Source organism: Cellulosimicrobium sp. G4 BAM 1002 (genome assembly GCF_057126935.1).
This window is the reverse complement of the sequence record NZ_CP182109.1, coordinates 3,636,132-3,658,168: the sequence shown is the minus strand read 5'-3', so window position 1 is coordinate 3,658,168 and position 22,037 is coordinate 3,636,132. Positions and strand designations below refer to the sequence as shown.

At 73.9% G+C, this 22,037-nt stretch carries 16 protein-coding genes; 12 read left to right on the top strand and 4 right to left on the bottom strand.

The window, feature by feature from the left end; genetic code table 11:
- Positions 1-85: 85 nt before the first annotated feature.
- The gene (locus ACMXGY_RS16310; RefSeq protein WP_483774032.1) at positions 86-2,737 is read left to right on the top strand and encodes a discoidin domain-containing protein; all 2,652 of its coding nucleotides are present in this window, start codon (positions 86-88) and stop codon (positions 2,735-2,737) included.
- A gap of 103 nt (positions 2,738-2,840) precedes the next feature.
- On the opposite strand, the gene ACMXGY_RS16305 is transcribed toward ACMXGY_RS16310, so the two are convergent.
- Positions 2,841-3,359, bottom strand: a complete 519-nt coding sequence (locus ACMXGY_RS16305; protein ID WP_483774031.1) for a DUF4190 domain-containing protein — start codon at positions 3,357-3,359, stop codon at positions 2,841-2,843.
- Positions 3,360-3,526: 167 nt separating this feature from the next.
- Here ACMXGY_RS16305 and ACMXGY_RS16300 point away from each other — a divergent pair, with 167 nt between their 5' ends.
- From ACMXGY_RS16300 to ACMXGY_RS16290, 3 genes are all read left to right on the top strand, one after another.
- Positions 3,527-5,170 (top strand): hypothetical protein, encoded by a 1,644-nt coding sequence (locus ACMXGY_RS16300; protein ID WP_483774030.1) that lies wholly within the window; start codon positions 3,527-3,529, stop codon positions 5,168-5,170.
- A 166-nt stretch (positions 5,171-5,336) separates the two neighbouring features.
- Positions 5,337-6,797, top strand: a complete 1,461-nt coding sequence (locus ACMXGY_RS16295; RefSeq protein ID WP_483774029.1) for a family 20 glycosylhydrolase — start codon at positions 5,337-5,339, stop codon at positions 6,795-6,797.
- Positions 6,798-6,881: 84 nt separating this feature from the next.
- Complete coding sequence (locus ACMXGY_RS16290) at positions 6,882-8,582, top strand: hypothetical protein (RefSeq protein ID WP_483774028.1); 1,701 nt, start codon at positions 6,882-6,884, stop codon at positions 8,580-8,582.
- A 1-nt stretch (position 8,583) separates the two neighbouring features.
- Here ACMXGY_RS16290 and ACMXGY_RS16285 read toward each other — a convergent pair whose 3' ends face one another.
- Positions 8,584-10,350: a dolichyl-phosphate-mannose--protein mannosyltransferase gene (locus ACMXGY_RS16285; RefSeq protein WP_483774027.1), complete on the bottom strand. Its 1,767-nt coding sequence runs from the start codon at positions 10,348-10,350 to the stop codon at positions 8,584-8,586.
- Between the two features lie 34 nt (positions 10,351-10,384).
- Here ACMXGY_RS16285 and rsmI point away from each other — a divergent pair, with 34 nt between their 5' ends.
- Complete coding sequence (gene rsmI / locus ACMXGY_RS16280; RefSeq protein WP_483774026.1) at positions 10,385-11,305, top strand: 16S rRNA (cytidine(1402)-2'-O)-methyltransferase; 921 nt, start codon at positions 10,385-10,387, stop codon at positions 11,303-11,305.
- Positions 11,306-11,375: 70 nt separating this feature from the next.
- Here rsmI and ACMXGY_RS16275 read toward each other — a convergent pair whose 3' ends face one another.
- The gene (locus ACMXGY_RS16275; protein ID WP_483774025.1) at positions 11,376-11,987 is read right to left on the bottom strand and encodes an isochorismatase family protein; all 612 of its coding nucleotides are present in this window, start codon (positions 11,985-11,987) and stop codon (positions 11,376-11,378) included.
- A gap of 109 nt (positions 11,988-12,096) precedes the next feature.
- Here ACMXGY_RS16275 and ACMXGY_RS16270 point away from each other — a divergent pair, with 109 nt between their 5' ends.
- The 6 genes from ACMXGY_RS16270 to ACMXGY_RS16245 all read left to right on the top strand — a co-directional run bounded on the left by ACMXGY_RS16270 (position 12,097) and on the right by ACMXGY_RS16245 (position 19,746).
- Positions 12,097-12,570, top strand: coding sequence for a MarR family winged helix-turn-helix transcriptional regulator (locus tag ACMXGY_RS16270; protein WP_483774024.1), 474 nt, complete (start codon positions 12,097-12,099; stop codon positions 12,568-12,570).
- 142 nt (positions 12,571-12,712) lie between these two features.
- Positions 12,713-13,897, top strand: a complete 1,185-nt coding sequence (locus ACMXGY_RS16265) for an aminotransferase class I/II-fold pyridoxal phosphate-dependent enzyme (protein WP_483774023.1) — start codon at positions 12,713-12,715, stop codon at positions 13,895-13,897.
- A gap of 109 nt (positions 13,898-14,006) precedes the next feature.
- Entirely contained in the window at positions 14,007-15,272 is a 1,266-nt protein-coding gene (locus ACMXGY_RS16260; protein ID WP_483774022.1) for a PQQ-dependent sugar dehydrogenase, read from the top strand.
- 277 nt (positions 15,273-15,549) lie between these two features.
- Positions 15,550-16,803, top strand: a complete 1,254-nt coding sequence (locus ACMXGY_RS16255; RefSeq protein ID WP_483774021.1) for an aggregation-promoting factor C-terminal-like domain-containing protein — start codon at positions 15,550-15,552, stop codon at positions 16,801-16,803.
- A gap of 172 nt (positions 16,804-16,975) precedes the next feature.
- Positions 16,976-18,778, top strand: a complete 1,803-nt coding sequence (gene metG / locus ACMXGY_RS16250; protein WP_483774020.1) for a methionine--tRNA ligase — start codon at positions 16,976-16,978, stop codon at positions 18,776-18,778.
- Positions 18,779-18,780: 2 nt separating this feature from the next.
- Positions 18,781-19,746 carry a TatD family hydrolase gene (locus tag ACMXGY_RS16245; RefSeq protein WP_483774019.1) on the top strand — a complete coding sequence of 322 codons (966 nt, stop codon included), beginning with the start codon at positions 18,781-18,783 and terminating at the stop codon, positions 19,744-19,746.
- Between the two features lie 42 nt (positions 19,747-19,788).
- On the opposite strand, the gene ACMXGY_RS16240 is transcribed toward ACMXGY_RS16245, so the two are convergent.
- Positions 19,789-20,289, bottom strand: coding sequence for an SdpI family protein (locus ACMXGY_RS16240; RefSeq protein ID WP_483774018.1), 501 nt, complete (start codon positions 20,287-20,289; stop codon positions 19,789-19,791).
- A 233-nt stretch (positions 20,290-20,522) separates the two neighbouring features.
- Between ACMXGY_RS16240 and ACMXGY_RS16235 the strand changes: the two genes are divergently transcribed.
- Positions 20,523-21,689, top strand: coding sequence for an aggregation-promoting factor C-terminal-like domain-containing protein (locus ACMXGY_RS16235; protein ID WP_483774017.1), 1,167 nt, complete (start codon positions 20,523-20,525; stop codon positions 21,687-21,689).
- Positions 21,690-22,037: the final 348 nt, after the last annotated feature.

The following is a 22,037-nucleotide window of genomic DNA, read 5'->3' as shown; positions in this document are numbered from 1 at the left end:
TTGCCGGACGGCCCGCCCCGCGCTCCGCCCCCGTCTCACCAGCAACGCTCGGCGTCTTCCCACCCAGCCCTGACGGAGGTCCTTCATGCATCATGCGTCCGCACACCAGACCACGAGCGATCCCGGCTACCGCGGGCGCCGAGCGCTGGCCGCCGCCACGAGCGGGGCGCTCGTCGTCGGCCTCGCCGTCTCCGCGTCCGTCGGCGCGACCGCTCCCGCGCAGGCCGACGAGGCCACCAACCCTGCGCCCCTCGTGGTGCCCTCGCTGCGGGAGTGGACCGGGGGGACGGGCGACTTCCGCCTCGACGACGGTGCGCGCGTCGTCGTGCCCGCGGCCCTCGCCGAGCTGGGGGACCAGCTCGCCGACGAAATCCTCGAGCTCACGGCGCGCGACGTCGAGGTCGCGGTCGACGCCACGGCGGAGGCGGGCGACGTCGTCCTCGTCCTCGACCCGTCCTTCAAGCACGAGCCCGGCGGCGAGCGGTTCGCGGAGGAGGGGTACGCGCTCGACGTGGACCCCGACGTCCTGACCGTCACCGCGCCCACCCGGACGGGCGTCTACTACGGCACGCGCAGCATCCTGCAGGTGCTCGTGCAGGACGACGCCCGCTCGGCGGTGCCGGTCGGCGAGAGCATCGACTGGCCGGACTACGAGACGCGCGGCTTCATGCTCGACGTCGGGCGCCGGTTCTTCACGGAGGAGTTCGTCCGCGACTACATCGCGATGATGGGCTGGTTCAAGCTCAACGAGTTCCAGATCCACCTCATGGACAACGAGATCTTCCCTGCGAACAACGACTGGTCGAAGGCCTACGACGGCTTCCGCCTCGCGAGCGACGACCCGGCGTTCGCGGGCCTCGCGTCGCAGGACGGCTCGTACGACCGGGCGGAGTGGCAGTCGTTCGAGGACGCCGCGGCGGGCCACGGCGTGCAGATCATCCCGGAGATCGAGGGGCCGGCGCACGCCCGCTCGGTGACCCGCTGGAGGCCCGAGGTCGGTCTGAACGGCGGGAACTCCGACCACCTGGACCTGGCGAAGCCCGAGACGACGGCCACGATGAAGGCCGTCTACGACGAGTTCGTGCCGTGGTTCGAGGGCCCGGACGTGCACATGGGCGTCGACGAGTACACCGCGTCCCCGGCGCTGTTCCGCGAGTACTTCAACACGATCGCCGCGCACCTGCGCGACCTGGGCAAGCACCCGCGCTCGTGGGGCAGCTTCACGCAGATGCACGGGAACGCCGACGGCTACGACCGCGACGTCACCGTCAACACGTGGAACAACGGCTGGTACTCGGGGGCGTCGGCCGTCGCCGACGGCTACGAGTTCATCAACACGAACGACGGCACCCACTACGTCGTGCCGTTCGCCGACTACTACCACGGCAACGGGCTGAACAACCAGTGGATCTACGACACCTGGCTGCCGCACGTGGCCGGGAACGTCGTCGTCGAGCCCGGGGCGCCGAAGGGCGCGATGTTCGCGGTCTGGAACGACCTCGTGCACGCCGACTACACGGAGCAGGACGTGCACGGCCTCGTCGAGCTCTCCTTCCCGGCGATGGCGCAGAAGACCTGGGCGGCGCGCACCCCTGACCTGTCGTTCTCCGGGTTCTCCGCGCTCACCCGCACGCTCGGCATCGGGCCCGGGATCGACGTCGTCGACTTCACCCGCGGCGGCGAGCGCCCGGGCGAGCTGAGCCACGGCGCGGACGTCACGGCGTCGTCGGCGGACGACGGTCACGGCGCCGGGCACCTCACGGACGGGCAGACGACGACGCGCTGGTCGACGTCCTCGACCGAGCCCGCGACCCTGACCGTCGACCTGGGCGAGGCGCAGCGCGTCGGAGCCGTCGAGGTCGAGTGGACGACGGCGCACCCGGCCTCCTACGACGTCGAGACGTCCCAGGACGGGACGACCTGGACGCGCGTGGCACGGCACACCGTCGCCGGGCCGGGTGCCGACCGTGTCGACCTCCCGGGCGACGAGGCGCGCTGGGTCCGGCTGTCCGGCATCGTGCCGGCCACCGACCAGGGCCTGGGGGCGTGGCGACTGTCGGCGCTCGGGCGCCCGGACCTCGCGCTCGGGGGAATTGCGACGGCGTCGGGGACCGAGGCAGGTACCACCTTCGGCCCGGCCCACGCGGTCGACGGCGACCCGAGCACGCGCTGGTCCGCCGACTACTCCGCCCAGCCGTGGCTCGCGGTGGACCTCGGCGAGCAGCGCACGCTCGACGAGGTCACGCTGCGCTGGGAGGCGGCGTCGGCCACCGCCTACCGGGTCGACGTCTCCGACGACGGCGCGACGTGGACCGAGCTCGTGACGCGGACCGGGCTCACGGCCGGGGCACGCACGGACGTCCTCGCCGTCGACCCGACCAGCGCGCGGCACGTGCGCGTCACGGTCACGGGCAAGTCGATGACCCCGTACCTCTCGCTGTTCGACCTGGAGGTCCGCGGCACCACGCCGGGCGCCGAGGTCGACGCCGAGGCCGAGGCGCGGTGCCTGGCCGGCGCCGCCTACGTCGCGGTCCGGGTGCAGCCGGACGCCGCCGAGCCGGTCGACGTCGAGGTGACGACCGGGTTCGGGTCGAAGACCTTCGCCGACGTCGTCCTCGGGCGCTCGGCGTACGTGGCGTTCGCGGTGCGGTCGACGCAGGTCGACGCCGGGACGGTGGACGTCCGGGTGGGCGACGGTCGCACGGCGGAGGCCGCGTACGACGCCCGCACGTGCTGACGACCTGACGCGCCCGACCGCGTCGGTCGGCGGACGACGAAGGCCCCCGCCGTGGCGGGGGCCTTCGTCGACGCGGTACGGGTGCGCCGGGCACCCGGACCGGTCAGGAGCAGGTGTACGTGACGCCGTCCTCGAAGTGCGTGCCGGGGCCGAGCTCGGAGCACTTCTCGGCCAGCGCGGCGAGGCCGACACCGGTGACGATGCCGACGATGACCGAGATCACGAGCACGACGGCACCGACGATGATGCCCGCGAGCGCGATGCCGTTCTTGTAGCCGGCCTTCTTCGACTTGTTGTACGCGAGGATGCTGACGATCAGACCGGCGATCGACAGGCAGCCGAGGAACGACAGGACGAGACCGACGATGCCCATGGTCTTGCCCGGGTCCTGGGCGGGCGCCGCGTAGCTCGGGGTGCCGCCGGGGACCGGGCTCGCCTGCGGTGCGCCGTACTGAGGGGCCCGGGGCGGCTGGGAGCCGTACTGGGGTGCCTGCGGTGCGCCGTACTGCGGGGCCTGCGGCTCCTGCTGGGGCTGGCCGGGCTGCGGCGCCCCGTAGGCGGGCGGGCCGGACGGCGTCCCGCCGGGCTGCGGGTTCTGGTCGGGCTGGTCGGGGGTCGACATGCGATCTCCTCGGCGGTCGGGATGGGCGCCGCCCAGTATGCCGGGCCGGGGCCGTCGCCGTCCCGACATCCCGCGGCGCGTCCCGGCGCGCGGGGAACGCGCCGACCGTCACGAGTCCCTCACATCCCCCGGTCGGCGGGGTGGGCGCCGTGCGCGATGATGGGGTCGTGAACTTTCGGAAGGTCCGATTCGTCCCCGTCACGCTCTCCGTCGTGGCCACCCTGTGCGCCGGCACGGCCCTGGGTGGTTGCGCCGCGGTGAGCGCGGAGGCCGACGGGCCGACGTCGGGCGAGGCGGCACTCGTCGCGCGCGCCGCGGAGCCGAGCGACAGCGTGCTCGTGCTCGGCTCGACCGACCCCGCCGAGCTCGCCCTCACTGCGAGCCAGACCTTCTTCTCGACCGCGCCGGTCGTCGTGCTCGCCCGCGCGGACGACGAGGCGGCGCGAGCGACCGCGGCCGCCGCCGCGGTCGAGCTCGCGGCGCCGGTGCTGCTCGTCGGCGGTGGCATCTCCGACGCGGGGCTGCGCACCGAGCTGGGCCGCCTCGGGGCCGTGGCCGTCGTCGTGGTCGGGGAGGAGGAGGTGCCGCCCGGTCAGGAGCCGGCCGACGACGGGGTCTCCGTGCCCCGCGCATCCCTCGGCACGGTCGACGGCGTCGAGGAGGTACCCCTCGACGTCGACGCCCTCTCGCCCGCCGGCAGCCTCGACCCGCACGACCTCGACGACGTCCTCGCCGCGCTCCCGGAGCGGGGCGAGGCCGACACCCTCACCGAGGTCCTCGTCCTCACGGAGCCGGGCGCGCTCGGCGAGCCGGGAGGGACGCAGTCCGCAGCCCTGGCGACCGCCCGTGCCGCCGGCGCCGTGCCGATCGAGGTCCCGCAGGGAGACCCGCGCGCGTCTGCGGACGTGGTCGAGGAGATCTCGGCGGCGAAGGCGCTCGCGGTCGTGGGCATCGGCGAGAGCTTCGGCACCGCGGACGACCTCGCGTGGCGGCTGGAGGTGGCCGAGGCCGGTGTGCTGCTCCCGAGCGGCTCACAGCTCGCCCTGGCCGACGGCGTCCGGTACGTCGTGGTGGGTGCGGACGCCGTGACGCAGGGTCTCGTCGCCGTGGGAGAGGACGAGGTGGCCGACGCGGTCGAGCGGGCGAAGGACGCCGCGACGCCGTACGCGCAGGCCGTGCCTCACGACCCGCCCGCGAGCGTCGTGGTGCCCGTCCTCGAGGTACCGGCGACGCGGGCGTCGTCGAGTGCCGGGAGCGACCGCGACTACTCGACCGAGGTCCCCCCGGAGGAGCTCCTGCCGCTCGTGGACGCCGCCGCGGCCGCCGGCGTCCTGGTGGTGCTGCGGTTCGAGCCGGGCAGATCGACGTTCGACGAGCAGGTCGCCGAGTACGCCGAGGTCCTCGCGCGGCCGTCCGTGGGCGTGGTGCTCGACGTCGACGCGCGCCGGGCCGCGCAGGGCTCCGGCTCGGGCACGGTCGGGTCGACCGAGCTCACCGCGGCGATCGGCGCCGTCGGGACGATCGTGCGCACGGAGTCTCTCCCGCAGAAGCTCGTCGTCGTGCAGCGCCCCGACGAGGACGCGATCCAGGACGTCGCAGGACTCGACCTCGGGTCCGGCGAGGTGGCGGTCGTGCTGCAGTCCACGGCTCCCGGCGGGTACGCCGCCCGCGTGCACGACTGGGAGGAGCTCCTCGACGGCATGCCCGAGGGCGTCGTGGGGGGATGGACGACGGGTTCGTCCGACCCGGCCCGTGACGTCGAGGGAGTGCTCTCGCTCGACCCGAGCCCGCGCTACGTCGCGGCGGGGTGAACCGGCCCCTCCCGGGAGAGGCGGCGGCGCTTGGTCGTGCTCGGGGGACAGGGTTAGGGTGTGCTCCTAGCAAAACCGAATCGTTTCGACACCGCCCGCCGCACCGTCGCGTCCGGCGTTCGTGAACGGTCCGTGCCGCGCCCAGCCCACGACAACGAGGTTCCCGATGGTCTCGATCATCCCCCAGCCGCTGCAGGTCCTGGCCGGAGACGGGTACGTCCCCGTCGACGCCCTCGACGTCCGCCCGCACGGGCTCGAACGGGCGCCCTGGCTGACCGGGCTGGCCGCCGAGATCCTGGCCGGTGCCGCCGTGTCGCCGGCCGTCGCCGACCGCGCGCTGCCGCCGACCGCCGTCGTGCTGGCGCTCGACGCGAACGCCGGACCGGAGGGCTCGTCGAGCACCGAGCGGTACAGCCTCGTCGTCGCCGCCGACGGCGTGACGTTGTCCGCGCCCGAGCCGGCCGGGCTCCTGCACGCCGTGCACACGCTGCGCCAGCTCGTCGAGGCGCCCGGCGCGGGCGAGACGACCGCCCGGCTGCCGCACGTCGTCGTGCACGACGCGCCGCGGTACCCGTGGCGCGGGCTCTCCGTGGACGTCGCACGGCACTTCTTCGGCGTCCCGGAGCTCGAGGCCGTGATCGACGCGGCCTCGGCCTACAAGCTCAACGTGCTGCACCTCCACCTCACCGACGACCAGGGCTGGCGCATCGAGACGCCGTCCCGGCCGGAGCTCGCGAAGCTCTCGTCGGGGAGCGACACCTCCGGGGGGAAGGGCGGCCGCCTCTCGCTCGCCGACTTCCACCTGCTGCAGGACTACGCGGCCGAGCGGTTCGTGCGCGTCGTCCCCGAGATCGACGTGCCCGGCCACATCAACGCGGCGACGCACGTGTACGGCGAGCTCATGCCCGACGGAGAGCCCACCGAGGCGTACTCCGGCATCGAGGTCGGGTTCTCGCGGCTCACGTTCGACCTGCCCGCGACGGAGTCGTTCCTCCGGGACGTGTTCACCGACCTCGCGCACGCGACCGACGGCGAGCACGTGCACTTCGGTGGGGACGAGGTGCTGAAGATGGAGCCGGCGGAGTACGCGAGCTTCGTCGAGCTGTGCGAGCGGATCGTGCTCGAGGCGGGCAAGAAGCCCGTCGCCTGGCAGGAGGCGGCGAAGGCGCCGCTGCGCCCGGGGACGGTCGTGCAGTACTGGGACACGCACCCGGCCGACCTCACGTACCTCGTCGACGCGGCGCGGGCGGGGGCGCGCGTGATCCTGTCGCCCGCGAACCGGGTCTACCTCGACATGAAGTACACCGCCGACTTCCCTCTCGGGCAGGAGTGGGCCGGCCTCGTCGAGGTCCGCGACTCCTACGCGTGGGAGCCCGACGACGTCGTCCCCGGCCTGCCCGTCGAGTCGATCGAGGGGGTCGAGGCGGCGGTCTGGACGGAGCGGATCCCGACGCTCGACGACCTGTTCACCATGCTCCTGCCCCGGCTCACCGCCGTCGCCGAGGTCGCGTGGACCGTGCCCGAGCGCAAGGACTGGGAGGACTACCGCCGACGGGTCGCCGTCGAGGCCGCGACGTGGCGACGCGCGGGCACCGCCTTCCACGAGTCCCCGCAGATCGACTGGTGACGGTGCCGCGCCCGGTGGCGGACGTCACGCCTCGTCGCCGCCGCTGAGGTCGCGAACCCCGCGCAGGGTTGCGAGCATCGACCGATGCCCTCCGCGACGTCCCGTCCTTCCGTCCTCACCCGTGCGCGCCCGACCCGGCGCCGCGCCGCCCTCGCAGTGACGGCCGTGCTCGCTCTGGGGCTCGCCGCGTGCACGGGAGGTGGCTCGCCCCAGCCGTCGACGGGCACCACCGGCGGCACGACGGGGACGACGGCGACGACGAGCGAACCCGCCCCGGCCGCGGCGCGCGCCGCGACGCCGGAGGGCACGGTGACGCTCCCGGAGCAGGAGCCCGACGCGCTCGCGCTCGCCGCGAGCCGGACGTTCTTCGAGTCGGCCCCGCTCGCCGTCCTCGTGCCGGCCGACGCCGCGTCCGACGCCGGTGCGCTCGGCGTCGCGCAGGCGGCGGCGGAGCGGGTCGCCGGACCCGTCCTGGTCGCCGGCGACGCCGCGGCCGGACCCGAGCTCGCCGAGGAGCTGCGACGGCTCGCGGTCGAGGGAGTCCTCGTCGTCACGCCGGGCGGCGACGCGGAAGCCGGGGCCGCACCCGCGCCGTCGGGCACCGACGTCCCCGACGGCGTGGCCACCGCATCCGTGGACCCGGCGACCGTCGCACCCGGCGGCCAGGTCGACGACGCCGCGCTGGGCGCCGCCCTCGACGCGGCGCTGGCTGAGCTCCCCGCGGCGGGCGACCCCGAGACGTCGGCGGACGTGCTGGCCCTCACCGACGTGGCGGCCACCCCGGGCAGCGGCCCGGCCGCCGCGACCGCCCGCGCGTCGGGCGCCACGGTGCTCGACGTCCCTGGTGGCGACCCGCGTGCGACCTCTGCTGCCGTGCAGGGGGTGCACGACGCCGCGGCGGGCGGCGGGCCGACGGGCACCGTCGGCCTCGGGCCGTCGTTCGGCACGCCCGACGACCTCGCGTGGCGCGTCACGACCGCGGCGACCGGCGTCGAGCTGCCGGGCGCGGGGCAGCTCGCCCTGCCGGGCAAGCGGTACGTCGCGCTCTACGGGTCGCCCGGCGCGCCCGTGCTCGGCGTGCTCGGCGAGCAGGACGTCGCCGCGACGATCGCGCGCGCCCAGGAGCACGCGGCCTGGTACCAGGGGTTCACGGCCGAGCCCGTCGTCCCGACGCTCGAGATCATCACCACGGTCGCGTCGGGGAGCGCGGGCGCGGACGGGAACTACTCCAACGAGCGGTCCGCGGACCTCGTCAGGCCCTACGTCGACGCCGCGCGCGAGGCGGGGGTGTACGTCGTGCTCGACTTCCAGCCCGGGCGCACGGACTTCCTCACGCAGGTCCGCGCCTACGAGGACCTCGTCGTCGAGCCGCACGTCGGCGTCGCGCTCGACCCGGAGTGGCGCCTGGGCCCCGACCAGGTGCACCTCGCGCAGATCGGGTCGGTCGGCGTGGACGAGGTGAACGCGGTGGGGGACTACCTCGCGGGACTCGTGCGCGAGCGCGCCCTGCCGCAGAAGATCTTCCTGCTGCACCAGTTCCGGTCGGCGATGATCACCGACCGCGCGCGTCTCGACACCGCGCATCCCGAGCTCGCCACCGTGGTCCACGCGGACGGGCAGGGCGGCCAGGAGGCCAAGGCCGCGACGTGGGCCAACCTGCACCGCGACGCCCCGCCGGGGGTTTTCTGGGGCTGGAAGAACTTCTACGACGAGGACACGCCCATGCTCACGCCCGAGCAGACGTGGGCGGTCCAGCCGACGCCGGACTTCGTCAGCTACCAGTGACTCAGATCCAGCTCGGCAGCCACATGTGCATGTTCCAGAACCAGTACGGGACCTGCCACCCCGTCCAGACCGGGTAGAAGAACACGCTCACCACCGCGATCGTCGTGAGCAGGACCGTGATCGCGACGCGCGCGCGCGAACGGGCCACCGCGTCGCGCTCCGTCCGTTCCAGCGCGACCGTCAGCACGTAGACGAGCGTGAGCACGACCCACGGCGTGAAGACGATCGAGTAGAACGTGAAGATGGTCCGCTCGGCGTAGAGGAACCACGGGGCCCACCCCGCGACGATGCCGCTGAGCACGGCCACGGCACGCCAGTCCTTGAGGCGGAACAGCAGGAAGACCGTGACGACGACGGCCAGCGCGGCCGCCCACCACAGCACCGGGTTCCCGAGCGACGTGATGGCGCGCGCGCACCGCTCGACCTCGCAGCCGGCCTGGCCGGGGTCGTACGAGCGCCAGTAGAACGACGTGGGCCGCCACTGCACGATCCAGCCGAGCGGGTGCGCCTCGTACGGGTGCTCGGACGCGAGGCCGTTGTGGAAGTCCCACATCTTGAGGTGGTACTCCCACAGCGACCGCAGTGCCGGCGGGAGCCACTGGACGCCCTCGCCGGGGTGCTCGAGGGCCCACTGGCGCATGTACGCGCCCGGGGTGCGGAACCACGACGTCCACGCGGCGAGGTAGGCCACGGCCGCCGTCGGGAGCATGACGAGAGCCGCGGGGATCGCGTCGCGCAGCAGCGCGTCCTCCCACCAGCGCCCCACGCCCGCGGTGCGTCGCGCGGTCGCGTCCCACAGCACGGAGACGACCGCGAACACCGCGAGGAAGTACAGGCCCGACCACTTGACCCCGCACGCGAGGCCGAGCGCGACGGCCGCGGCGAACCGCCACCACCGCCAGCCCAGCCCAGGTCCGTAGCGACCGATCCGCCCGCCCGCGTCGAGGATCGCGCCGCACCGTTCGGCGAGCCGCCGCCGCGCCTGCTCGCGGTCCAGCAGGAGGCACCCGAACGCGACGAGCACCCAGAGCATGAGCATGTTGTCGAGCAGGCCCGTGCGCGCGTGCACGATCGCCGCGCCGTCGACGGCCATGAGGGAGCCGGCGACGATCCCCATCGCGGTCGAGGCGAACAGGCGCCGGGCGATCCGCGCGACGAGGACGACGGCGACCACGCCGACGACCGCCGACGCGACCCGCCACGACCAGGGGTTCTCGGCCCCACCGAAGGCCTTCATGCCGAGCGCGATCATCCACTTGCCGAGGGGCGGGTGGACCACGTAGTCGGCGGTCGGCAGGAACGAGTTCACGTCTCCCGACTCGAACGCCGGGTTCGGCTCGTCGGGCCAGTCCGCCTCGTACCCGACCTGCAGGAGCGTCCATGCCTGCTTGACGTAGTAGGTCTCGTCGAACACGAGCGTGCCCGGACGGCCGAGGTTCCACAGCCGCAGGACCGCGGCGACGACGGCGACGATCGCGACGCCGAGCCAGCCCCACAGCCGGTCGTGCGCCGTCGTGCCGAGGGCCAGACGGCGTGGCCCGAGCAATGCGAGCAGCAGCCGCTCGCGATGGCTCAGGGAGGGAGCGTCGACGGCGGGGTCCGCGGGCGTGCCGGCCAGGTCGTCGTCCGTCACGACGGGCATGGCGGCGGACTCGGTGTCGCCGGACCTGCCGGGCTCGTCGTCGGGCAGCGGACCGGGTCGGCCGTCGTCGGTGGCGTGCCGAGGACCGGGGTGCGCATCGGCGGGCGGCGGGGACACGCAGGCCATCGTAGGGGCACGCGCGTGTGGAACCCTGGGAGCCATGTCCTCCGCCACCCCTGCGCCTCGAGCGCCCGACGCGCCGGGCGCGTCCGGAGCCCCCGACCGGACCGCGACCTCCCGGGAGGCCGGGCACCTCGTGCTCGCGGGCACGCCCATCGGGAACGCGGAGGACGCGAGCCCGCGCCTGCGGCGGCTGCTCGCCGAGGCGGACGTCGTGGCGGCGGAGGACACGCGCCGCCTGCACGGGCTCGCGGGCCGCCTCGGCGTCCAGGTCGGCGGACGGGTCGTGAGCTTCCACGAGCACAACGAGTCGGAGCGCGCGGACGACCTGCTCGACGTCGTCGAGGGCGGGGGGACCGTGCTCGTCGTGTCCGACGCGGGGATGCCGAGCGTGTCGGACCCTGGGTTCCGCGTCGTGGCCCGCGCGGTCGAGCGCGGCGTCCCCGTGACCGCGGCGCCCGGGCCGAGCGCGGTGCTCACCGCGCTCGCGCTGTCCGGGCTGCCGACGGACCGGTTCTGCTTCGAGGGCTTCCTGCCGCGCAAGGCGGGGGACCGGTCGCGCACCCTGGCGGCTCTCGCCGACGAGCCGCGCACGCTCGTGTTCTTCGAGGCACCGCACCGCGTCGCGGAGTCGCTCGCCGCGATGACCGACGCGTTCGGCGCGGACCGGCCAGCCGCCGTCGCGCGGGAGCTGACCAAGACGTACGAGGAGGTGCTGCGCGGGACCCTCGGCGAGCTCGCGACCCGCGCCGCCGACGCGCCGCTGCGCGGGGAGATCTGCGTCGTCGTCGGCGGGGCACCCCCGCGCGGACCGGTCGCCATCGGCGAGCTCGTGCCGCAGGTGCTCGCGCGGGTCGACGCCGGCGAGCGGCTCAAGGAGGCGGTGGCCGACGTCGCGGAGGGTGCGGGCGTGCCCAAACGAGACCTCTACGCCGCGGCGCTCGACGCCCGGAAGCGCTGACGAACGCGCCGAGTGATGCACTCCCGGCCCAATGATGCACGCCGGTGTGCATCACTCGAGCGGGAGTGCGTCACTCGACGGGCCGGGCGCCGACGGCGTTGCTCGGCTCGAGCGCGACGCCCGCCGCGGCGAGCTCGTCCCGGGCCGCCGCACCCAGCTCGGGCGTGACGGGCACGGTGAGGTCGGTGAGCACGCGGGTCCGCAGGCCGAGCGCGTGCGCGTCGAGCGCCGTCGCGCGGACGCAGTGGGACTCGGCGATGCCGACGACGTCGACGGCACCGACACCGGCGTCGCGCAGGACGTCCGCGAGTGTCCTGCCCTCCACGTCCACGCCCTCGAAGCCCGAGTACGCCGCCTGGTACTCGCCCTTCTTCACGCTCACGTCCGGCGCGAGGTCCACGAGCGCGGGGTGGAGCTCGGCGTTCGGCGTCCCCGCGATCCCGTGCGGCGGCCACGTGTCCACGAAGTCTGGCGACCCGCTCCAGTGCGCTCCCGGGTCGACGTGCCAGTCCTGCGTCGTGACGACGAGGTCGTAGAGGTCGCGGTGGTCGCGCGCGTGGCTCGCGATGCGCGCGGCCACGTCGTTCCCGCCCTCGACGCCCAGCTCACCGCCCTCGCAGAACGTCGGCTGGACGTCGACGACGATCAGCGCGCGGCGCGGCCCCGAGGTGCTCTCGCTCATGCCTTCACTCTGCCACGCGCGAGGGCCTGGTACACCAGGGTCGCGTGGCGGGGTTCCGGCGGCGGTGCGAGAGTGAGGGAACCCGCACGCGGAGCCCACGGGAGGACCGATGAGCGACGACCAGCCGAACCCCGAGACGGCCGGGAGCGAGGGGACGGGGCGGCCCGTCGGGTACTGGCTCAAGCTCGTGGACCGGCTGATCGACGAGAGCTTCGACGACGTGTTCCAGCACACCGGCCTCACGCGCCGGCACTGGCAGGTGCTCAACACGATCCGTGACGGGGTGAGCGAGGAGACGGCCGTCGACGGCGTGCTGTCGCCTTTCACGGGTGCCGCCGGAGGCGGGCACGCGGCGTCCGTGAGCGCCGAGGTCGAGGACCTGGTCCGGCGAGGCTGGGTGGCGCGGTCCGACGCCGGGCTGTCCGTCACGCTCGCGGGCAACCACGCGTACCACGACCTCCTCGACGCGGTGTCGAGGTCACGCGAGCGCGTCGCCGAGGGCATCACCCCCGAGCGGTACGCGACGACCGTCGCGACCTTGCAGCAGATGGCGCGCAACCTCGGGTGGTCGTCGGGGGAGTGAGCCCGCCGGCCCGGCGCCCCAGGAGGTCGCGACCCGACGCGAGACGCGACCGCGCGACGTCGGGCACGGGCGTACGCTGCCGGGACCCGCGACCCGTACGCACCCCGCGACCGGGCGCGCCGCACAGAGCTGGAGCACTGCGATGGAGTTCCGCCGGATCCCCGGTCTGCCGCCCTACGTCTTCACGATCATCGACGGGCTCAAGATCGAGGCACGCCGAGCAGGGCGCGACGTCGTGGACCTCGGCTTCGGCAACCCCGACCTGCCGAGCCCGCAGATCGCCGTCGACAAGCTCGCCGAGGCGGCGCAGAACTCCCGCAACCACCGGTACTCCGCGTCGCGCGGCATCCCGAAGCTGCGGGAGGCCGTCGCGGGCCTGTACCAGCGCCGGTTCGGCGTGAGCCTCGACCCGGACACCGAGATCATCTCGACGATCGGCGCCAAGGAGGGGTTCAGCCACCTGATGTGGGTGCTGCTCCAGCCGGGCGACGTCGCGCTCGTCCCGACGCCGAGCTACCCGATCCACATCTGGGGCCCCTACTTCGCGGGCGCCGACGCGCGCCAGGTCCCCATCGGCGACGGCACCGACGCCGCGGGCTACATCGACCGCATCATCGAGGCGTGGGAGCTGGGCTGGCCCAAGCCGCGCGTCGTCGTGCTGTCGTTCCCGCACAACCCGACGACGACGGTCGCGACCAAGGAGGACCTGCAGCGACTCGTCGACTGGGCCCGGGACAAGGACGTCGTGCTCGTCCACGACCTCGCCTACGCCGACATGACGTTCGACGGGTTCCGGCCGCCGTCGATCATGGAGTGCGAGGGCGCGCGCGAGGTCGCGGTCGAGCTCTACTCGATGACGAAGTCGTTCTCCATGGCGGGGTGGCGCGTCGCGTTCCTCGTAGGCCGCCGGGACGTCGTCGGCGCGCTCGCCAAGCTCAAGAGCTACCTCGACTACGGCACGTTCCAGCCGATCCAGATCGCCGCGACCGTGACGCTCAACGAGGCGACCGAGTTCCCGCAGGAGATCTCGTCCGTCTACGAGTCGCGCCGCGACGCCCTCCACGACGGTCTGCAGCGCATCGGCTGGGACATCCACAAGCCCGGCGGCACGATGTTCGCGTGGGCCCGCATCCCTGAGCCCTACCGGGACATGGGCTCGATCGAGTTCGCCACCCACCTCGTCGAGGAGTGCGACGTCGCCGTCTCCCCGGGCGTCGGCTTCGGCCCGGGCGGCGACGAGTTCGTCCGGTTCGCCCTCATCGAGAACGAGCACCGCATCGGCCAGGCGGTCCGCGGCCTCAAGCGCGGCCTCACCCGCCTCCGGTAGCACCGTCTGGAGCGGCCCGGGGCCGGGTCCTGGTGCCAGGAGGCTCGTCGCCCCGCCGCGGCGAGCGGGCGGCACTGCGCGAGGGCGTGCCCCGCGCAAGGATGGGCGCATGTCCCTCCCGCTCGTTCCTCCGGGTCGCGCCCGGTTCGTGGCCTGCGCGGCGGCGGCCGTGGTGCTCGCGCTCGGCGCGTGCACGGCGGACGACGGGCGCGAGCCCTCGCCCGCGCCGTCGGGCGCGACGAGCACCGCGGGCGATCCGGAGACGCCCGAGCAGACCGAGGCGACCACCCCGGAGCCGCCGTCGGAGCCTGGGCTCGTGGTCGTCCCCGAGGTTCGCCTCGACGTGGCGGAGGTCGCCACCGGGCTGCCCGCGCCGTGGGGGATCGCGGCGCTCGCGGACGGGACGCTGCTCATGTCGTTGCGCGACGAGCGCCGGCTCGTCGTCGTGGATCCCGCGACGGGGACGGTCGAGCCGGTGACGGGCCCGGGTGCCGACGACCTGCGCGACAACACCCGGGTGCGGGGCGAGGCAGGCCTGCTCGGCGTGGCGGTCGGTCCGCAGGGGAGCGCCGCGCCGGGCGAGGTCTTCGTGTACCGGACGACGGCGGACCAGAACGAGGTCCTGCGCGGGACGCTCTCGGGCCGTGAGCTGTCGGCCCTGACCCCGGTCGTCCGAGGCATCCCCGCGGCGTCGACCCACGACGGCGGCCGTCTGGCGTTCGGCCCCGACGGCTTCCTGTACGTGACGACGGGTGACGCGCAGCAGCGTGACGCGGCGCAGGACGCGTCGGCGCTGAACGGCAAGATCCTGCGCGTCACGGTCGACGGCGCACCCGCTCCGGGCAACCCCGACCCGGCGTCGCCGGCGTGGAGCCTCGGGCACCGCAACGTGCAGGGTGTCGACTGGGACGTCACGGGCCGCATGCTCGCCGCCGAGTTCGGGCAGGACACGTTCGACGAGCTCAACGTGATCGTGCCCGGCGGGAACTACGGCTGGCCGGACGTCGAGGGCACCGGCGGCGCTGGTGCGGGCTTCGTCGACCCCGTGACGACGTGGGGGACGTCGGACGCCTCGCCCAGCGGCCTCGCGGTGACGCGCGAGGGCGCCTACCTCGCCGGCCTGCGGGGTGAGCGGCTGTGGCGGGTGCCGTTCGCGTCGGCCGACGGTGGTGGCTCGGTCGAGGCGTTCGGCGCCCCCCAGGCGGTGCTCACCGACCTCGGGCGTCTGCGCGCGGTCCTCGTCGACCCGGCGACCCCGCTCGCGGACGACGGGAGCTCCGTGCTCTACGTGCTGACGAACAACACGGACGGTCGCGGCAACCCGCGTGACGGCGACGACCGCCTGCTGCGGGTCAGGGTGACCCCGGCAGGCTGACACCTCGCGGCGAACGCGGCGGCTGACCAGTCGGTTTGGACCTCGATAACGAATCGGTTACGGTCGGGTGTCTCGCGTTGCCGTGCACTGCAGTCAGGTGTAAAGGCGGGCGCGGGTGCGGTGTTTCGGAGCGGCCTCCAGGGCCCAGGACGCCGCTGGACGGCCGGATCGGCTGGCCGACCCCGGGTGACGCTCGTGCCGCGGCGCGGAGCGACCGGGAGAGCGCACGTGCGCCGTCGGCCCCCCGTGCCCGGAACCCCTGACGACTGGATCCTCTGTGCACAACCCCTTCCGCTCGAGCGCGCCCGAGAGCGCCCCCGTCGCGACGTCGACCCCCTCGGCCGACGCCCCCTCCCGCAGCGCCTCGCGCGCCGCTCGCACGCTGCGCTCGACGCGCCGACGCCGCTGGTCGATCGTCGCCGGCGCGACGGCCGTCGCGCTCTTCGGCTCGGGCGCCGTGGCGTACGGCGAGGCCCGCAAGACCGTGACGATCGACGTCGACGGCGAGCTGACCACCGTCAGCACGTTCGCCGGCTCCGTCAGGGGCGCCCTCGACGCCGCCGGGGTCGAGGTCGACGACCGCGACCGGGTGGCCCCCGACCCGGGCTCCGCGCTCACCGACGGCGACGACGTCGTCGTCCGCCTCGGCAAGCAGGTGACGGTCCAGACCGACGGCGAGCAGTCGGACGTCTGGCTCACCGCGCTCGACGCCGACGAGGCCCTCGCGACGCTCGCCGAGCGCGGCGGCGACGTCCGCCTCGTCGCGTCACGCTCCGGCGAGCGCGCGTCCCTCGACCTGAGCCTCGACACCGACGGGCCCGTGAACGTCGTCGTCGACGGTGCGACGAAGGTCGCGCCCGACGGCAGCATCGGCATCCCCGCGATCCTCGAGCAGCAGGGCGTCGAGCTCGGCGAGCTCGACCGCGTGAGCGTCCAGCGCGTCGAGCCCACCGAGCCGGGTGCGCCCGCCGTGTCGCTCGTCGTGCAGCGCGTCGTCGTCGAGCAGCAGCAGGTCGCGACGCCGGTCCCGCACGGCACCGTCCAGCAGGCCGACGCCGCGCGGTACACCGACGAGTCCGTCGTCGCGCAGGCCGGCGCGGACGGCGTCACGACGACCACCTTCGAGGTCACGCTCGTCGACGGCGTCGAGGAGTCGCGCGAGCAGCTCGCCCAGGAGGTCACGACCGCCCCCGTGGACGAGATCGTGGTCACGGGCACCCAGGAGCGCCCGAAGGACCCGCGCACGATCGGTCAGCAGCTGGCCGCCGCCCGCGGCTGGACCGGCTCGCAGTGGACGTGCCTCGAGAAGCTGTGGACCAAGGAGTCCAACTGGAACCCGTCGGCGGACAACCCGACGTCGAGCGCGTACGGCATCCCGCAGTCCCTGCCCGGCTCCAAGATGGCGAGCGCCGGTGCCGACTGGGCCACCAACCCCGCGACCCAGATCACGTGGGGCCTGAACTACATCGCCGGCTCCTACGGCACCCCCTGCGGTGCGTGGTCCCACTCGCAGGCCGTCAACTGGTACTGAGCGGTCCGGCGTAGCGCGTCGGGTCGGCGCGGACCTGCGCCGAGGGGGCGCACGGGTCTCGGCTCCGGCCGCCCCACACCCCTGGGCACGTCGGGACCTGAGGACCCGGGCCCTACCGGACTCGCGAGACGGCCAGCCGGTCCGTCCCGCGGGCCGACTAGGATCGGGCACCATGACCCACATCCTCTCGGCCGTGGCGTGGCCGTACGCGAACGGCCCGCGCCACATCGGTCACGTCGCAGGTTTCGGTGTCCCGTCGGACGTCTTCAGCCGGCACATGCGGATGGCGGGTCACGACGTCCTCATGGTGTCGGGGACGGACGAGCACGGGACGCCGATCCTCGTCCAGGCGGACAAGGAGGGCGTGACGCCGCAGGAGCTTGCGGACCGGTACAACCGCGTCATCGTCGAGGACCTGCAGCAGCTCGGGCTGTCGTACGACCTGTTCACCCGGACGACGACGCGCAACCACTACGCCGTCGTGCAGGAGATGTTCCGCACGGTGCACAAGAACGGGTACATGGTCGAGCAGTCGACCATGGGTGCGATCTCGCCGTCGACGGGCCGCACGCTGCCGGACCGCTACATCGAGGGCACGTGCCCCATCTGCGGGTACGACGGCGCGCGGGGTGACCAGTGCGACAACTGCGGCAACCAGCTCGACGCGATCGACCTCATCAACCCGAAGAGCCGGATCAACGGCGAGACGCCGAAGTTCGTCGAGTCGAACCACTTCTTCCTCGACCTCCCGGCGTTCGTCGACGCGCTGGGGGACTGGCTGCGCACGCGCACCGAGTGGCGCCCGAACGTCCTGAAGTTCTCGCTCAACCTGCTCGACGACGTGCGCCCGCGGGCGATGACGCGCGACATCGACTGGGGCATCCCCGTGCCGCTGCCCGGGTGGGAGGAGAACTCGAGCAAGCGCCTGTACGTCTGGTTCGACGCCGTCATCGGGTATCTCTCCGCGTCGATCGAGTGGGCGCGGCGCAGCGGCGACCCGGAGGCGTGGCGCGCGTTCTGGAACGACCCGGACGCCCGGTCGTACTACTTCATGGGCAAGGACAACATCACGTTCCACTCCCAGATCTGGCCGGCGGAGCTGCTCGGCTACGACGGCCGCGGGAGCAAGGGCGGCGAGCCCGGGGCGTACGGGAACCTGCAGCTCCCGACGGAGGTCGTGTCGAGCGAGTTCCTCAACGTCGAGGGCCAGAAGTTCTCGTCGTCGCGCGGCCTGGTCATCTACGTGCGCGACATGCTCGCGCGCTACCAGCCCGACGCGTTCCGCTACTACGTCGCGTCGGCCGGCCCGGAGACGCAGGACGTCGACTTCACGTGGGCGGACTTCCAGCGCCGAACGAACGACGAGCTGGTCGCGGGCTGGGGCAACCTGGTGAACCGCACGGCGAACCTCGTGCACAAGAACTTCGGTGCGATCCCGGAGCCGGGGCAGCGGCAGCCGATCGACGAGGGTGTCCTCGCGGCGACGACGACGGCGTTCGGCCGGGTGGGCGAGCTCATCGCGACGCACCGTCAGCGCGCTGCCGTCGCGGAGGCCATGAAGACGGTCGGCGAGGTGAACAAGTACGTCTCGGACACCGAGCCGTGGAAGCTCAAGACGGACCCGGACCGCCTCGCGACGGTGCTGCACACCGTGACGCAGGCCGTCAGCGACCTCAACACGGTCCTGTCCCCGTTCCTGCCGTTCTCGGCGCAGCAGGTGCACGAGACGTTCGGCGGCACGGGCACCTTCTCGCCGCAGCCGCGCATCGAGGAGGTCACCGACCTCGACGACGACTCCCGCCACTACCCGGTGATCACGGGCGACTACGCCCGCGGGACGGAGTCCGGTTTCCGGGCCTGGGAGCCACGGGCGGTGGTCCCCGGGACGCCCGTGGCGAAGCCGACCCCGGTCTTCACCAAGCTCGACGACTCGATCGTCGAGGAGGAGCTCGACCGCCTGCGCGAGACCGCCTGACGGTGGCGAAGCAGCGCGAGCGCGGGTGGCCGCCGGACCCGGAGCCGCTGCCGGTCCCGGTGGTGGACAACCACACGCACCTCGACTCGATCGGTCACGTGCTGCCGGACGACGTCCCCGCGCCGAGCGTGGCGGACCACCTCGCGCGAGCGGCGGCCGTGGGGGTGGACCGCGTGGTGCAGGTCGGCTGCGACCTGCCTGCCGCCCGGTGGACGGACGCCCTGCTGCGGGGCGAGCCCGAGGTCTGGGGGTGGGCGGGGAGCGAGCACGAGCACGTGGCGGACGGCGTGAGGCGGCTGCTCGGTGCCGTCGCGATCCACCCGAACGAGGCGGTGCTGCACGGCGGCGTGCGGGAGGTCGGCCCCGACGGGCTGGAACCCGACCCGCAGGACCACCACGCCGTGAGCCTCGACGACGCGATCGCCGAGATCGCGGCCGTCGCCCGGGCCAACGACCGCGTGCGCGCGATCGGTGAGACCGGCATGGACCTGTTCCGTACGGGTCCGGAGGGCGAAGCCGTACAGCGCGAGTCCTTCCGGGCACACGTCGCGCTCGCGAAGGAGCTCGGCCTCGCGCTGCAGATCCATGACCGCGACGCCCATGCCGAGGTGCTCGACGTGCTCGCGCGCGACGGTGCCCCCGAGCGCACGGTCTTCCACTGCTACTCCGGCGACGCGGACATGGCGCGGTTCTGCGCCGAGCAGGGCTGGTTCCTCTCCTTCGCCGGGCCGGTGACGTTCCGCGCCAACGACGAGCTCCGCGCGGCGCTCCGCGCGGTGCCGCTCGACCAGGTCCTGGTCGAGACCGACGCGCCGTACCTCACGCCCCACCCGTACCGTGGTCGGCCCAACGCCCCGTACGTGCTGCCGGCGACCGTCCGTACCGTCGCGGAGGTGACCGAGCGCCCGCTCGCCGACGTCTGCGCGCGCCTCGCCGCGACGTCGGTCGCGGTGTACGGGCCGTGGTGAGCCCGGAGCGCGTGCGGCGCCGATGACGCCGAGACGTCACCCTCAGTCGCCCGGACGGGCCGCGCGGACCATGCGCGCGACACCGACGACGAGCACGAGGGCGACCAGCGCCAGACCGACCCACAGGAGCGCGTCGAGCGCTCCGCCGCCCCCCAGCGTCACGGACGTCGCGCCGACGCCGAGCACGAGGCACGCGGCCGCGGTCCAGACCATGACGCGCTCACCCTCGCGGTAGACGGCCTGGGCGCGAGCCTCCGGGAACGCCACGGGGTAGTTGTACACCTGCGGAACGTGGGAGAGCGCGAGGCACAGGGCGACGCACCCCACGAGCACCGCGGTCGCGACGAGGGCCTCGGCGGGCGAGCCGTAGCGGTCGGGCGTCCCGGTCGCGTCGACGTGGACCGGGACCGGCCCCGTCGCGCGCAGTGCGACGAGCGCGCCGACCCCGAGCAGCGCGACGGCGCCCGCCCACGTCGCGAGTCGCAGGACGCGGGTCCCCGGGCCCGTCTCGAACGTACGGGGCGGCCGGGTCGTCGTCCTCATGCCGATCACCCTAGACGGGCGTGCCGCACCGGAGGAGCGTGGGCGGCGACGGCGGTCCGCCCGACCCGTGAGGTTTCACCCGGGCGTCCGGGTCCGCTACGGTCTGTGCAGCGCGTCCCTGCGGGCGCGCGGCCACCCGCGACGCGGGGCGGCCACCGTGCGCGACCGGTGCGCCCACCGGTCGGCGAAGACCCGCGACCTGCCGGCGGTTCGCCGGCGACGAGGAGACGTGCGTGCTCGCACCTGACGGAACCGGTCGACGGCGCCTGCTGCGCGTCGCGGCCCAGGGCCTCGTCGTCGCGAGCCTCGTCGGCGTCACGGGCGCGTTCGCCTCGTTGCACAAGAGCGTGACCCTCGACGTCGACGGCGAGCTCCACGACGTCTCGGCGTACGGCCGGACCGTCGCCGAGGTGCTCGACTACCAGGGCGTCGACGTCGCGTCGGAGGACCTCGTCGAGCCCGCCCTCGCCGACCCGGCGCGCGACGGCGGCACCATCGTGGTGCGCACCAGCCACGAGGTGACCATCGAGATCGACGGCGAGGTCCAGACGATCTCGACGACGGCCCGCACCGTCGGTGAGCTGCTCACCTACCTCGGCCCGCGTGCCGAGGGCGCCGTGACCGAGGTGTCCCGCACGCAGGCGCTGGGCCGCGAGGCGATCCGGGTCTCCACGCTGAAGACCGTGCACGTCGCCGTGGACGGCGTGGTCATGCCCATCACGACGGCGGAGCCGACCGTGCGCGGCGTGCTCGCGACCGCCGGGATCGTGCTCGCGGAGGGCGACGAGACGTCGGCCCCGCTCGACGCGGCGGCAGTCGACGGGATGCTGGTCCTCGTCAGCCGGGCCGCCGCGACGTCGGACACCGCGAACGAGGTCCTGCCTTTCACGACGGAGGAGATCGAGGACCCGAACCTGCCGCAGGGCCACCGTGTGGTCGTCCAGTCGGGGCGGGTCGGCGAGGCGGTCACGACGTACTCGGTGCAGACGCTCGGGGGTGCCGAGGTGTCGCGCACGGTCCTCACGCGCACCGTCACGACCGAGCCGCGCAACGAGATCATCAAGATCGGGACGATGGACGTCTCCGTCTCGGTGGACCCGGGCTCGGCGCGGGCGATCGGGCGGTCGCTCGCCGCGCAGCGCGGGTGGGGCGACGACGAGTTCACGTGCCTCGACAAGCTCTGGACCAAGGAGAGCAACTGGCGCGTCGACGCCGACAACCCGAGCTCGAGCGCCTACGGGATCCCGCAGGCCCTGCCGGGGTCGAAGATGGCGACCGCCGGCGACGACTGGCGCACCAACCCGGCGACGCAGATCACCTGGGGCCTGGGCTACATCGAGGGCCGGTACGGCACGCCGTGCGGCGCGTGGTCGCACTCGGTCGCCAAGGGTTGGTACTGAGCCGTCGGGCTCGCCACGCTCCCGCGCGTCCGGGGTGTGCAGCGCGTGAGGGCCCGGTGCAGGCTGCCCCCACATTCACGGAGAAATTCGGACAGAACCTCCCATCCTAGCCTGGCAAGGCTTGGAGTTCGATAACAGATCGGTTACGGTCGAACGTCGCTCGCGCGCGAACGGCACCCTCGCCACGGCCCACCGGCCGCTGAGAGTGCCCGGACCATGCGGGCGGTGCGCCGCCGTCGGGCCCTGGGGAAGGGGTGCGACAAGGCGCCGGCAGCCGGATCGGCCGCTCGAGACCTGTGGTCGCACCTCGGTGCGCCCGCCGCGGAGGGACGCACGCACGCTGTGCCC